This is a genomic window from Pseudoalteromonas translucida KMM 520 (genome assembly GCF_001465295.1).
GTDB lineage: Bacteria > Pseudomonadota > Gammaproteobacteria > Enterobacterales > Alteromonadaceae > Pseudoalteromonas > Pseudoalteromonas translucida.
The window spans coordinates 873,170-887,266 of record NZ_CP011034.1; the positions used below are offsets into that span (position 1 = coordinate 873,170).

15 protein-coding genes are annotated in these 14,097 nt (G+C 41.3%); all 15 read left to right on the top strand.

What is annotated here, in order from left to right; translation table 11 throughout:
* Positions 1-6: 6 nt before the first annotated feature.
* The 15 genes from fliL to PTRA_RS04115 all read left to right on the top strand — a co-directional run bounded on the left by fliL (position 7) and on the right by PTRA_RS04115 (position 14,094).
* A complete protein-coding gene (fliL, locus tag PTRA_RS04045; protein ID WP_058372790.1) occupies positions 7-537 on the top strand; it encodes a flagellar basal body-associated protein FliL in 531 nt (176 codons plus the stop codon).
* 9 nt (positions 538-546) lie between these two features.
* Positions 547-1,638 carry a flagellar motor switch protein FliM gene (gene fliM, locus PTRA_RS04050; protein ID WP_011327492.1) on the top strand — a complete coding sequence of 364 codons (1,092 nt, stop codon included), beginning with the start codon at positions 547-549 and terminating at the stop codon, positions 1,636-1,638.
* Between the two features lie 20 nt (positions 1,639-1,658).
* Complete coding sequence (fliN, locus tag PTRA_RS04055) at positions 1,659-2,057, top strand: flagellar motor switch protein FliN (RefSeq protein WP_011327493.1); 399 nt, start codon at positions 1,659-1,661, stop codon at positions 2,055-2,057.
* Positions 2,054-2,437: a flagellar biosynthetic protein FliO gene (gene fliO, locus PTRA_RS04060; RefSeq protein WP_041454360.1), complete on the top strand. Its 384-nt coding sequence runs from the start codon at positions 2,054-2,056 to the stop codon at positions 2,435-2,437. Before fliN ends, fliO begins: the two co-directional genes overlap by 4 nt.
* Before the next feature lie 4 nt (positions 2,438-2,441).
* A complete protein-coding gene (fliP, locus tag PTRA_RS04065) occupies positions 2,442-3,182 on the top strand; it encodes a flagellar type III secretion system pore protein FliP (RefSeq protein WP_011327495.1) in 741 nt (246 codons plus the stop codon).
* A gap of 41 nt (positions 3,183-3,223) precedes the next feature.
* A complete protein-coding gene (gene fliQ, locus PTRA_RS04070; protein ID WP_011327496.1) occupies positions 3,224-3,493 on the top strand; it encodes a flagellar biosynthesis protein FliQ in 270 nt (89 codons plus the stop codon).
* 2 nt (positions 3,494-3,495) lie between these two features.
* Positions 3,496-4,275 (top strand): flagellar biosynthetic protein FliR, encoded by a 780-nt coding sequence (fliR, locus tag PTRA_RS04075; protein ID WP_058372791.1) that lies wholly within the window; start codon positions 3,496-3,498, stop codon positions 4,273-4,275.
* A 9-nt stretch (positions 4,276-4,284) separates the two neighbouring features.
* Positions 4,285-5,415, top strand: coding sequence for a flagellar biosynthesis protein FlhB (gene flhB, locus PTRA_RS04080; RefSeq protein ID WP_058372792.1), 1,131 nt, complete (start codon positions 4,285-4,287; stop codon positions 5,413-5,415).
* 72 nt (positions 5,416-5,487) lie between these two features.
* Positions 5,488-7,599, top strand: a complete 2,112-nt coding sequence (gene flhA, locus PTRA_RS04085) for a flagellar biosynthesis protein FlhA (RefSeq protein ID WP_058372793.1) — start codon at positions 5,488-5,490, stop codon at positions 7,597-7,599.
* A gap of 20 nt (positions 7,600-7,619) precedes the next feature.
* On the top strand, positions 7,620-9,110 hold the full coding sequence (gene flhF / locus PTRA_RS04090) for a flagellar biosynthesis protein FlhF (protein WP_058372794.1): 1,491 nt from the start codon (positions 7,620-7,622) through the stop codon (positions 9,108-9,110).
* Positions 9,103-9,963, top strand: a complete 861-nt coding sequence (locus tag PTRA_RS04095; protein ID WP_011327501.1) for a MinD/ParA family ATP-binding protein — start codon at positions 9,103-9,105, stop codon at positions 9,961-9,963. Before flhF ends, PTRA_RS04095 begins: the two co-directional genes overlap by 8 nt.
* 26 nt (positions 9,964-9,989) lie before the next feature.
* A complete protein-coding gene (locus tag PTRA_RS04100) occupies positions 9,990-10,700 on the top strand; it encodes an RNA polymerase sigma factor FliA (RefSeq protein WP_058374514.1) in 711 nt (236 codons plus the stop codon).
* A gap of 40 nt (positions 10,701-10,740) precedes the next feature.
* The gene (gene cheY, locus PTRA_RS04105; RefSeq protein ID WP_011327503.1) at positions 10,741-11,124 is read left to right on the top strand and encodes a chemotaxis response regulator CheY; all 384 of its coding nucleotides are present in this window, start codon (positions 10,741-10,743) and stop codon (positions 11,122-11,124) included.
* A 15-nt stretch (positions 11,125-11,139) separates the two neighbouring features.
* Positions 11,140-11,901 carry a protein phosphatase CheZ gene (locus tag PTRA_RS04110; RefSeq protein WP_058372795.1) on the top strand — a complete coding sequence of 254 codons (762 nt, stop codon included), beginning with the start codon at positions 11,140-11,142 and terminating at the stop codon, positions 11,899-11,901.
* A gap of 15 nt (positions 11,902-11,916) precedes the next feature.
* Entirely contained in the window at positions 11,917-14,094 is a 2,178-nt protein-coding gene (locus PTRA_RS04115; RefSeq protein ID WP_058372796.1) for a chemotaxis protein CheA, read from the top strand.
* The last annotated feature ends 3 nt before the right edge of the window (positions 14,095-14,097 follow it).

Genomic DNA, 14,097 nt, shown 5'->3' on the forward strand with positions numbered 1-14,097 from the left:
AATATCATGGCTGAAGAGACTAATTTAGAAATAGAAGAAACAGGTAATAGCAAAAAGAAACTCATAGTAATTATTGCAGCGGTATTGCTTGTTATTGTTGCAGCTGTTGTTGGTTATTTTTTGCTTTCGGGCTCTGACGCGCCAGTAGAAACTTTAAATGATGAAGCCACTGCAGCACAGCAAACAAGCTCTTCTACAGGCTCATCGGCTAAAATAGGCAGCGCACTTTATGTTGCAATGCCAAGACCTTTTGTATTTAACATACCAGGCTCTAGCCGCGATAGAATTGTACAAATTAAAGTGGAATTATTAGTGCGCGGCGAAGCAAACGAAGAAACTGCTAAAAAGCATATTCCACTAATAGAAAGTACGTTATTGAGCATATTTTCTATGACCACGGCTGACGAACTAAGCACCAGTGTAGGTAAAGAAAACTTACGCTTTGCAGCACTAGAAAAAGTACAAGCTAGCTTAATGGACGTTGAAGGCAGTAAAGTAATTGAGCGGGTATTATTTACCGGCTTTGTGATGCAATAAGGGGCTAGCGTGAGCGATTTATTATCCCAAGACGAAATTGATGCGTTATTGCATGGTGTTGATGACGTTGATGAGGAAGATATACCCGAAGGTGAAGACGGTGAAGGCAATACGCTTCAGTATGACTTTTCTTCGCAAGATCGGATCGTACGTGGGCGAATGCCGACGCTGGAAATTGTTAACGAACGCTTTGCTCGTCATATGCGAATTAGCCTATTTAACATGATGCGCCGCACCGCTGAGGTGTCTATAAACGGCGTACAAATGATTAAGTTTGGCGAGTATGTGCATACTTTGTTTGTGCCAACTAGTTTAAATATGGTGCGTTTTAGACCCTTAAAAGGCACCGGCCTTATTACCATGGAAGCACGCTTAGTGTTTATTTTGGTTGATAACTTTTTTGGTGGTGATGGCCGCTACCATGCAAAAATTGAAGGGCGAGAATTTACCCCTACAGAGCGACGCATTGTGCAAATGCTACTAAAAATAATCTTTGAAGATTATAAAGAAGCATGGGCACCGGTAATGGATGTATCCTTTGAATACCTAGATTCTGAAGTAAACCCTGCTATGGCTAACATTGTAAGCCCAACCGAAGTGGTGGTTATTAGCTCTTTTCATATTGAATTGGATGGCGGCGGAGGGGACTTTCATATTGCTCTACCTTATTCTATGCTGGAGCCAATTAGAGAGCTGCTTGACGCGGGTGTGCAATCGGATACCGAAGACACCGATTTACGTTGGAGTAAGGCACTACGCGATGAAATAATGGACGTAGAGGTTGAGTTATCTACTCAGTTATTGGAAGTGGATTTAACGCTAAAACAAATAATGGAACTTAAAGCAGGTGATATTATTCCGGTAGAAATGCCTGAGCATATAACTGTATTTGTTGAAGAGTTACCGACATTTAGAGCTAAAATGGGCCGCTCACGCGATAGTGTTGCGCTGCAAATTAGTGAAAAAATTAAACGACCTGATTCAGTTAAATCTGAGCTGCATGTATTTACCAAAGGCGGCAAGAAAATTGATTCAGATGCAGAATTAGCAGAACTAGAAGATGATTTACACCTCTCTGACGGTGTAGACTTAGACTGGTAATTGATTAAAAGGTTAAACGTATGAGCGATGATCAAGACACTATGGATGAATGGGCAGCAGCATTAGCCGAAGCTGAGGGTACTGATGACAGTGGCCAAGCAAAAGTAACTGAACTCGATGAATTAAGTGATGCAAAACACGAGATCAGTGGCGATGAAAAGCGCAAGCTCGATACAATTTTAGATATACCTGTGACTATTTCTATGGAAGTAGGGCGCTCTAAAATTAATATTCGTAACTTATTACAATTAAACCAAGGCTCGGTGGTAGAGCTTGATCGAGTTGCGGGTGAACCGTTAGATGTACTGGTTAATGGTACTTTAATTGCCCATGGCGAAGTGGTAGTAGTAAACGATAAGTTTGGTATACGCTTAACCGACGTAATTAGCCAAGTAGAACGGATCAAAAAATTACGATGAGTATGGTTGTTGCTTTAACCAGCTCGGTATTTACAAAAGCAGAGCAGGTAACACCCACAGGCGATATTCTCTCTATGGTGTTATCGCTTGTTATGGTGCTGGTGCTAATTATAGTACTGGCATTTTTTGTGAAAAAGTTTAATCCAAATTTAGCAAATAGTGATGAGTTTAAAGTAGTGCGTAGTTTACCGCTGGGCTCGCGTGAGCGTTTAATGGTGGTAGAAATAGACAACGCACAACATTTGTTAGGGGTTACCCCGCACAGCATTAACTATTTACATAAATTAGATACACCTTTGAGTGAAAAAGAGCTACCAGAATTAGCAAAACGCTTTAGTAAGCTTTTAAATCCACAAGCAAATCAAAATAAAAAGAATTAAAATTATGACTAAATGGCTGCTTCTTATTTTTGTCATGCTGTTTGTACCAAATGTAAGTGCAGAAGGAATAGACGCACTAACCATTACCACAAATGCAGATGGCACCCAAGACTACTCGGTAACGCTGCAAGTATTGGCTATTATGACCGCGCTGAGCTTTATTCCGGCGGCTATAATCATGATGACCTCGTTTACCCGTATTATTGTAGTGCTGGCTATTTTGCGCCAAGCCATAGGTTTACAACAAACCCCCTCAAATCAAGTATTGCTAGGCATGTCGTTATTTTTAAGTATTTTTATTATGGCGCCTATTTATCAGCAAGTGAACGAGCGCGCAATAGAGCCCTACCTAAGCGAGCAAGTAACTTCAATGGAAGCATTGGAGTTGGCAAAAGAGCCAATGAAAGCTTTTATGTTGTCGCAGGTGCGTATTAAAGATTTAGAAACCTTTGCAAAAATAGCGGGATACGATCAGTTAGACTCGCCAGAAGCCACGCCGTTAATTGTACTTATTCCGGCGTTTGTAACCAGTGAGCTGCAAACGGCCTTTATTATTGGTTTTATGTTTTTTATTCCTTTTTTAATCGTGGATTTAGTGGTGGCGTCGGTATTAATGGCCATGGGTATGATGATGCTATCGCCAATGATAGTGTCTTTGCCGTTTAAAATAATGCTGTTTGTGTTGGTTGATGGCTGGAGCTTAGTAATGGGAACCTTGGCTAAAAGCTTTGGTTTAGGCACATGACCTTACTTAACACTAAGCGAATTACGCACTAGGAGTACGCCGTGGAACCAGAAGTATTTGTTGATATTTTAAGTAGCGCGCTGTTTTTAGTAATTAAATTGGTTTCTGCGATTGTAGTGCCGGGCTTAATTGTGGGCTTAGTGGTTGCCGTGTTTCAGGCTGCAACTTCAATTAACGAGCAAACGTTGAGTTTTTTACCACGCTTACTTATTACTATAAGTGCGCTTATTGTTGGCGGCCACTGGTTTACCCAAGAGTTAATGGACTTTTTTACCCGCCTAGTATTACTTATTCCTGAAATTGCAGGCTAGGTATGGAATTACCGTTTGCTGTCGTTATTCAATGGTTGAGTGACTTTTTACTGCCGTTAGTGCGCATTAGCTCAATGATTATGGTAATGGCTGGCCTTGGCGCTAAAAACGTACCTACTCGTATAAAAATGGGCTTAGCAATTGTTGTTACCTTTGTTGCTGTGCCTATGCTGCCGCCTGCTACCTTTACTAATTTGTTTTCGTTTGAAATGATTTTAGTGGTTATTCAGCAAATGCTAATAGGCATTGCGATTGGCTTTGCATCTACCTTATTGTTAAATACCTTTGTGTTAGCTGGGCAAATATTGGCTATGCAAACGGGTCTTGGTTTTGCCTCTGTGGTTGACCCCTCTAATGGTTTAAGTGTGCCTGCAGTAGGGCAGTTTTATCTTATTTTAGCGACCTTATTATTTTTTGTATTTAATGGTCACCTAATGATGATTCAAATGGTGATACATAGCTTTGAAGTGCTGCCTATTGACGGTAATTGGTGGTCGGTGGATCATTACTGGGACATAGTAACCTGGGGTGGCTGGATGTTTACCACAGCGCTGGTGCTCTCACTGGCACCACTTACCGCTATGCTGGTAATTAATATGTCGTTTGGCATTATGACCCGCGCCGCGCCGCAGCTTAATATTTTCTCTATTGGTTTTCCGTTTACTTTAGTTGCAGGGCTTATCATTATTTGGGCGACCTTAGGTAATTTTGTATCGCAGTTTGAGTTTCAGTGGCTAAAAATGGTCGAGTTAATGTGCTCATTAGTGGGCTGCTCGCCTTAGGAGGTTATTGTGTCTGAAGATTCTGGACAAGAAAAAACCGAAGAACCCACATCCAAAAAAATAGAGGATGCCAAAAAGAAAGGCCAAATAGCACGCTCAAAAGAGCTGGGTACTATGTTTGTACTTATTTTTTCGGCAATTTCGTTACTCATGTACGGCCCCGAAATTGGTAAAGGTTTGTATAACGTAATGGGTAGAATGCTTAGCCTTAACCGTAACGAAACCTACGACACCACCAAAATGTTTGCCGTATGGGGCGAAGTGGCCGATGCGCTGATGTTTCCTATGGCAATGTTTGTATTTATTATTGTATTAGCTGCTTTTATTGGTAACACCATGTTAGGTGGCTTTAATTTTAGTTGGCAAGCTGCTGCACCTAAAGCCAGTAAAATGTCGCCCGCTAAAGGCTTTAAACGTATGTTTGGCCCACAAGCTGGGGTGGAGCTGTTAAAGTCGCTGTTAAAGTTTGGTTTAGTTGCCAGTTTTGCAGTGTTTTTAATTAATACCTTTTTTGATGAAATACTGCACTTAAGTGTAGAAAGCGCCCCAGGTAATATTATTCATGCCCTAGAAATATTGGCTTGGATGTTTTTAGGTTTGTCTTGTACCTTAATTATTATTGCGGCGATTGATGCGCCATTTCAAAGCTATAATCACAATAAACAACTTAAAATGACCCTACAAGAAGTAAAAGACGAGTATAAAAACTCAGAGGGTGACCCACAAATAAAAGCCCGTATAAGGCAAACCCAACGGCAAATGTCGCAAAAACGCATGATGCAAGATGTGCCCGATGCCGATGTTATTGTAACTAACCCTACCCATTATTCTGTGGCTTTAAAGTACGACACCGAACGCGCCGGAGCACCCATAGTAGTTGCCAAAGGAATTGATGAAATGGCGATGCAAATTCGTAAAATAGCGATTGGTAATGAAGTGCCTATTTTAGAGTCGCCGTCGCTTACTCGAGCGCTTTATCATACTGCAGAAGTAGGGGAGCAAATTCCGGATCAATTATTTACCGCAGTTGCGCAAGTATTGGCTTATGTATTTCAGCTTAAGCGCTTTAATAAAGGGCGCGGAAAACGCCCCACTAAACTTAATAAAAAACTACCTATTCCTGACGATTATCAGTATTAATTTAAATAACCTATAACTTGGAATAGTTATTGCAATTTCACAGTAGTGTCAATTTTTTGAAATTGTAGGGTTATGGGATTTAAAGCGGTATTACAACAACTTAACAAAGATAAAAAAGAGTATGCCAAAGGCGTAGGTACACCATTAATGGTACTTGCTGCGCTTGGTATGGTCATTTTACCTCTTCCTCCGTTCCTGCTTGATATATTATTTTCTTTTAATATTGCCCTTGCTTTGGTGGTGTTACTGGTAACTGTATACACTATGAAACCACTTGAGTTTGGTATGTTTCCGGCTGTGTTACTAATCGCCACTATTATGCGCTTGGCACTTAACGTTGCCAGCACCCGAGTAGTATTACTTGAGGGCCACAATGGTGGTGACGCTGCCGGTAAAGTAATTGAAGCCTTTGGCTCTGTGGTTATTGGTGGTAACTATGCAGTAGGTTTAGTGGTGTTTTTAATCTTGATCATCATTAACTTTGTGGTAATTACTAAAGGTGCTGGGCGTATTTCTGAAGTGTCGGCGCGTTTTACCCTAGACGCTATGCCGGGTAAACAAATGGCAATTGATGCTGACATGAATGCGGGTTTTATTAGCGCTGAGCAAGCGCGGGAGCGCCGCGAAGAAGTAACCCGCGAAGCCGACTTTTATGGTTCTATGGATGGTGCCAGTAAATTTGTAAAAGGCGATGCTATTGCCGGTATTGTTATATTAATTATTAATATTGTTGGTGGCTTATTTGTTGGCATGATCCAACACGATTTAAGCTTTGGCAATGCCATGGAAATTTATACCTTGCTCACCATAGGTGATGGCTTGGTTGCGCAACTCCCTTCATTATTACTCTCTATTGGTACTGCTATTGTTGTAACGCGTCAAAATGAGTCGCACAACATGGGCGATCAATTTAAGAAACAACTCGGTAACGAAAAGTCGTTATTTATTGCTTCAGGCATTTTAATCATTATGGGCTTAGTACCTGGTATGCCGCACGTAGCGTTTTTAAGCTTGGGCGCACTATTAGGTTATTTAGCTTACTACACTCAACAAAATAAATTAAAAGCGGCAGCAGCACTTGCTGAGGAAACCGCTAATGGCAGCGCAGTAGGTACAGGCATTGCCAATAAGCAAGAACAAAAAGAGTTAGGCTGGGACGATGTGCAGCAAGTTGATGTAATTGGTTTAGAGGTAGGTTACCGACTTATTCCATTGGTTGATCAATCCCAAGGTGGCGAGCTGTTAAACCGTATTAAAGGCGTGCGTAAAAAGCTCTCTCAAGAATTAGGCTTTTTAGTGCCGCCGGTACATATTCGCGACAACTTAGAGCTAGACCCAAATGCATACAGAATTACCTTAATGGGTGTATCAAGTGGCGAAGGCGAGCTAAAACACGGCGACGAATTGGCAATTAATCCGGGGCAAGTATTTGGTCCTATAAAAGGGATTGAAACTAAAGATCCAGCCTTTGGCTTGGATGCGGTGTGGATCAAACCTGATCAAAAAGACGAAGCGCAATCGCTTGGTTATACCGTGGTTGATTCGGCGACTGTGGTTGCCACCCATATTAGCCAATTACTCACCAATAATGCGGCGTTATTATTAGGCCACGAAGAAGTACAAAACCTATTAGATATGCTAGCAAAAAGTCACCCAAGATTAGTAGAAGGCTTGGTGCCTGATGTATTGCCATTAACTACCATAGTTAAAGTTTTACAAAATTTATTAAACGAAGGGGTGGCTATTCGCGATATGCGCTCAATAGTGCAAACCCTTGTAGAGTATGGCCCGCGTAGCCAAGACCCAGATGTTTTAACCGCTGCGGTACGAATTTCACTGCGTCGATTAATAGTGCAAGATGCGGTGGGTATGTCTTCAGAAATCCCTGTCATAACCTTGGCGCCCGAGTTGGAACAGATGTTGCATCAGTCATTACAAAATGCAGGCGACGAAGGTGCCGGAATAGAGCCAGGACTTGCAGAGCGACTTCAAGTGTCATTAAACGAAGCGCATCAAAATCAAGAAATGGCCGGTGAACCTTCAATACTGTTAACGTCAGGAATGTTACGCACTGTGTTATCTCGTTTTGTTAAGTACACCATTCCAGGATTGCGAGTGATGTCTTATCAAGAGATACCAGACGAAAGGCAGATCAAGATTGTTAGCTCAGTAGGCCAACAATAAGATTTTAAAGGGGTTAAACCATGAAGATTAAACGTTTTTTTGCTAAAGATATGCGCACAGCACTTAAAGAAGTTAAAGATGAACTAGGTGTTGATGCGGTTATTATGTCTAATAAAAAACTCGCAAACGGCGTAGAAATTGTCGCAGCGGTTGATTATGACAAAGCAGCCCCTAAAGCCGCCGCGCCACAACAAAGTGCGCCGCTGCAGCAGCGTACGGCACATTCTGTTCACTCGCAAAGCATGCATAACTTTGTAAAGCCAGAGCCGCAGCGTGCTAGACCTGAGCCACAAGCAAAGGTAGCCGACAGCTTACAAGCATTATTAGAGCGCCAGTCGCCGCGTCCACGTTCAGCAGAGTTGGCTTCAATGTTTTCGCAATCAGGTATAGACACCTCAGAACATTATCAAGAGCCGGTCGCTAAACAACGCCCTACAAATATGTTTGCGCGTGAAGAAGCCGCGCAAGCACGCCCACAAACACAAGCTGACAGCTTAGGTTTTGATGACCTAGACCGTGATTTTGATGAATTAGACACGCCAGTTGCGCAAAAGCACACGACTAAAAATACCGAAAGTGAAGCAATGAGCACAATGCGTGAAGAAATGAACGCAATTCGCCAGTTATTAGAGCATCAAGTGTCGGGTTTAATGCAGCAAGATATGGCGCGCCGTGACCCAACGCGCGCATGCATGATTGACCGCTTAGTAGGCATGGGAATCGATAAAGAAGTTGCTGAGCAAATGGCTTGTTTTGTACCTGAAGATGTTCCGCGTCAGCAGGGCTGGAAAGCGCTGTTAACTATGGTTGAAGATCAAATGCAAACCACGAATAACGAAATTTTGCGCCAAGGTGGAGTTTACGCATTAGTTGGTCCAACGGGTGTAGGTAAAACTACGACAGTGGCTAAGCTCGCAGCATTAGGCGCACAAAAATATGGTGCCGATAAAGTAGCACTAATTACTACCGACACATACAGAATTGGTGCATACGAGCAGCTTGCAACGTATGGCCGTATTATTGGCTGTGGGGTTAAACAAGTTAAAGATGCGAACGAACTAGCCGAAGTGTTATATCATTTACGTAACAAGCGCTTAGTACTTATTGACACTGCAGGTATGAGCCAACGTGATTTACGTTTAACTGAGCAGCTAAATACCTTAATGCGTAATCAGCGTGTGGATATTCGTAATTACTTAGTATTAAGTGCCACTGCGCAAATAAATGTGTTACAAGAAACCGTAAGACACTTTAAAAAAGTACAGTTAAGCGGTTGTATTTTCACTAAACTCGACGAATCATTAAGTTTAGGCGAGATAATTAGTATTGCGATTCAAAATCGCCTGCCAATAGGGTATCTTACTAATGGTCAACGAGTACCTGAAGATATTCGAGTTGCAAATGCAGAAAAACTAGTGAAAAAAGCTGAGCAATTATATTTAAAGAGAACAAAAGTACAACATTCACGACACCAATCAGTGGCGTCGAGCACAGTAGAGATGTATGATTAACACAGTATTAGATCAAGCAAGCGGCCTGCGTAAAATGAGCAAAAATAATAATAACGGCGTTAAGGTTATCGCCGTCACTGGCGGTAAAGGTGGCGTTGGAAAAACAAATGTATCGTTAAATACTGCGATCGCTTTAGGCCAGCAAGGCAATAGAGTGTTAGTGCTTGATGCCGATTTGGGTTTAGCCAATTGTGATGTAATGCTTGGACTACGTGTTGAGCGTAATTTATCGCATGTGTTATCTGGCGAATGTGAGCTTGATGAAATACTAGTAGAAGGCCCCGCTGGGATCAAAATAGTACCAGCGACGTCGGGTTCACAAAGTATGGTTGAGTTGTCGCCTGCAGAGCATGCTGGGCTTATTCGTGCCTTTAGCGAACTCAATACTGATTTTGATATATTAGTTGTTGATACCGCTGCCGGTATATCGGATATGGTGCTGAGTTTTTCTCGCGCTGCACAAGATGTTTTGGTTGTGGTGTGTGACGAGCCTACCTCAATAACCGATGCCTATGCACTGATCAAAGTATTAAGCCGCGAACATGGCGTGTATAAATTTAAAATTGTTGCCAACATGGTGCGTTCATTACGCGAAGGGCAAGAATTATTTGCAAAGCTATCAAAGGTTACAGACCGATTTTTAGATATATCAATGGAGTTGGTTGCAACCGTTCCTTATGATGAAAATATGCGTAAAGCAACACGTCGTCAAAAAGTAATTGTTGAACTATTTCCAAGTTCTCCTGCTGCACTTGCCTTTAAAACATTAGCAACAAGAATAACAAAGTGGCCAATACCGAACCAGCCTTCAGGTCATTTAGAATTTTTCATTGAGAAACTCGTTAACGGCTAACTATGACTACATTGGTGAATAGAGCTATGGGATATGAATCAACACAAAATTTAAATATGATTGTTGAAAAGCATGCTTCATTAGTAAAAAAAGTAGCATGTCATTTAATTGCTCGTTTACCCCCTAGTGTACAACTCGATGATTTAATTCAATCAGGAATGATAGGATTAATAGAGGCGTCAAAAAACTTTGATGCCACTAAAGGCGCTAGTTTTGAAACCTTTGCGGGTATTCGTATTCGTGGTGCTATGCTAGATGAAATGCGCCGTGGGGACTGGGCTCCTCGCTCTGTACATCGTAAAAGCCGCCAAGTTATAGAAGCTATTTCAGCATTAGAAAGCAGCCTGAATCGTGAACCTAAAGACAGTGAAGTTGCCCAAAAGCTTGAAATTACACTCGAGCAATATCATCATATTTTAACCGATGTTAATTCCAGTAAAATCCTAGGAATAGAAGATTTAGGTATTGATGAGGATGTTATAACACCTGTTGGGCACGATTTAGCACTAGACAAACCCTTTAATAACGTTAAAAATGAAAGGTTTAATGAATCATTATTAAGTGCAATTAAATCCCTGCCAGAGCGAGATGCGATGGTGCTTTCGTTGTACTATAACGATGAAATGAATTTAAAAGAAATTGGACAGATACTCGATGTAAGTGAATCGCGTGTAAGTCAGATACATGGTCAGGCGATGATTAAGCTAAAAGCAAAAATCAATGACTGGATAAATTAGAAATAAATAAATACAGGTTTAGGCCTCACTGGAGGATGTTTTGGATAAAAACATAAAAATTCTTGTTGTTGATGACTTTTCAACGATGAGACGTATTATTAAAAACCTATTGCGTGATTTAGGGTTTACCAATGTTTTAGAAGCAGATGATGGTTCAACTGCTTTACCTATGTTGCAAAATCAATCATTTGACTTTGTGGTAACAGATTGGAATATGCCTGGCATGCAAGGTATTGACTTGTTAAGAGCAATACGCGCAGATGATAAATTAAAGCATCTTCCGGTTTTAATGGTTACTGCAGAAGCTAAAAAAGAGCAAATTATTGCAGCAGCCCAAGCAGGCGTTAATGGTTATATTGTTAAGCCATTTACTGCGGGTACATTAAAAACTAAATTAGAAAAAGTGTTCGAACGCTTAGGTTAATAAGGGGAGAGGCTTATGTCAGCACCTGCTGCGCCTCAGATTACTTTAGAGCAAGCACGTCAGCTGGTCACTTTTTTAGAAAACGGTGAGCAGCATAAGGCGGATCAGTTAATTTTAGAAACTGCCTCTCAAGAACAATCCTATTTGTTTGCAGAAGTAGGTAAATTAACGCGGCAGTTGCACGAGTCTTTAAAGGGATTTGAACTTGACACCCGCATAACAGATTTAACCACTGATGCCATTCCTGATGCTAAAAAGCGACTTAACTATGTCATAGAAATGACAGAAAACGCCGCTAACAAAACCATGGATGCGGTTGAAGCAAGCCTGCCTTTAGCCCAGCAATTAGCTGATGATATTTCGCATATTAAGCCAACTTGGGATCGCTTAATGAGCCGCGATCTTGAACTGGGTGAATTTAAAACACTGTGTCATAGCATAGATAAGTTTATGAACAGCTCTCATCTTAAAACCGATGAGTTGCAAGTATTAATGACCAATGTGTTAATGGCTCAAGATTATCAGGATTTAACCGGGCAAGTAATTCGCCGTGTTATTGAGCTGGTACGCGAAGTTGAAGAAAGTTTAATTCATCTGTTAACTGCGTTTGCAGCACAAGATGAAAACGATAGCCAAGAACAACAAAAAATAGACAACTCGATTGCTGCACAACCATTAGCAGGCCCTGAAGGCCCTATTATTGATAAAGAATCGCGTGATGATGTTGTATCTGATCAAGACGAAGTTGATGATTTATTATCAAGTTTGGGCTTCTAATAGGAGAGTAACTGCATGAGCTTTGAAGTCGATGAAGATATATTACAAGATTTTTTAGTTGAAGCTGGAGAAATCCTTGAGCTTTTATCTGAACAATTAGTTGAACTGGAAAATAACCCAGAAGATACTGAGTTATTAAACGCTATTTTTAGAGGCTTTCATACTGTTAAAGGTGGCGCGGGCTTTTTAGCAATGTCAGAGCTGGTAGATGCCTGCCATGGCGCAGAAAACGTGTTTGACTTACTGCGTCAAAAAGTGCGAACGGTTAACTCTGAGTTAATGGATGTTATACTTCAAGCACTTGATACTATTAACGAAATGTTTGCTACGATAAAAAATCGTGAGCAACCAGAGCCAGCAGATCCTCAGTTACTCGAAATATTACATAAATTAGGTTTACCGCCCACAGAAGAAGAGCTTAGTGGTGACACTATTGCGCCAGTAATAACGCCAGATACTAATTTAGATGATGACCCTTTTGCATTTGATGAGTTGTTTGATGCACCCAGTGCTGCAACAAACGCCACAACAAGCGATGCGAATATTGATGAAATTAGCGAAGATGAATTTGAAAACTTACTTGATGAACTTCATGGCAAAGGTAAAGCCCCTGCAATAAAAGAGTCATTAAGTAATAGCAGTGACTTAAGTGGCGATATTACCGACGATGAATTTGATAGCTTATTAGATGAGCTTCACGGGGTGGGAAGTTTTGGTGCGGTAAATAAAACACCAAAACCTCAAGCATCTCAAAGTCAGGTTGCTAGCACTAACGATGATGAAATAAGTGACGATGAGTTTGAAGCTTTACTAGATGAGCTGCATGGTAAGGGAGCTGCGCCAAAATCTAAAGAAAGCGCGGCAACACCTGCAGCTGTAAACAAGGTTACGGCTCCTAAAGCTGCTGTAGTTAAAGCTTCGCCAGTAGCAGTTAATAAAGTTGAACAGCCAAAAGCGGCTGTTGCAGCAGCAAGTGCTAATACCAATACCGCTGCGCCAGTTGCTAAAAAAGCGCCGCCTGCACAAGCAGAAACAACTGTAAGGGTTGATACTAAACGCCTTGATCAAATTATGAATATGGTGGGCGAGCTTGTATTAGTACGTAACCGGTTAGTGAGCTTAGCCACCAGTTCAGAAAGTGAATCTATGAGTAAAGCAATATCTAACTTAGATGTTGTTACAGCTGATTTGCAAGGTGCGGTAATGAAAACGCGAATGCAGCCAATCAAAAAAGTATTTGGCCGTTTTCCGCGTGTTGTTCGCGACTTAGCACGTACCTTAAATAAAGATATTAACTTATTACTGGTTGGCGAAGAAACCGACTTAGATAAAAACCTAGTTGAAGCACTGGCCGATCCATTAGTGCATTTAGTACGTAACTCAGTTGATCATGGTATAGAAATGCCAGATGATCGTGAAGCTGCGGGTAAACCGAGAACAGGTACCGTTACACTTTCTGCTTCGCAGCAGGGGGATCATATCTTGCTTACCATTAAAGATGATGGTGCGGGTATGGATGCTGAAAAACTAAAACAAATAGCGATTAAAAAAGGCGTGCTTGACCAAGAACAAGCAAGCCGTTTGTCTAACACCGAAGCTTACAACCTAATATTTGCGCCAGGATTTTCTACTAAAGAAGCAATATCTGATATTTCAGGCCGTGGTGTTGGCATGGATGTGGTTAAAACTAAAATCACCCAGTTAAATGGCTCGGTTAGCATAGAGTCAGAGCTAGGCGTGGGTACCATACTGGAAATTAAAGTACCGTTAACTTTGGCTATTTTACCTACCTTAATGGTGGTAGTGAGTGAGCAAACATTTGCACTACCATTGGCAGGGGTAAGTGAAATATTTAACTTAGACCTTACTAAAACGAATGTGGTTGATGGTCAGTTAACTATTATTGTTCGTAAAAAAGCAGTGCCTTTATTTTATTTAGAGCATTGGCTGGTTAAAGGTGCCGATCGTACGAGCCGTAAAGCGCAAGGCCATGTGGTTATTGTACAAATAGGTACACAACAAGTTGGCTTTGTGGTTGATTCGTTAATTGGTCAAGAAGAAGTGGTTATTAAGCCGTTAGACGCTTTATTACAAGGTACGCCAGGAATGGCAGGTGCCACTATTACTTCGGATGGTGGTATTGCACTTATATTAGATGTACCGAGTATGTTAAAGCACTACGCAGGTAAATAATAA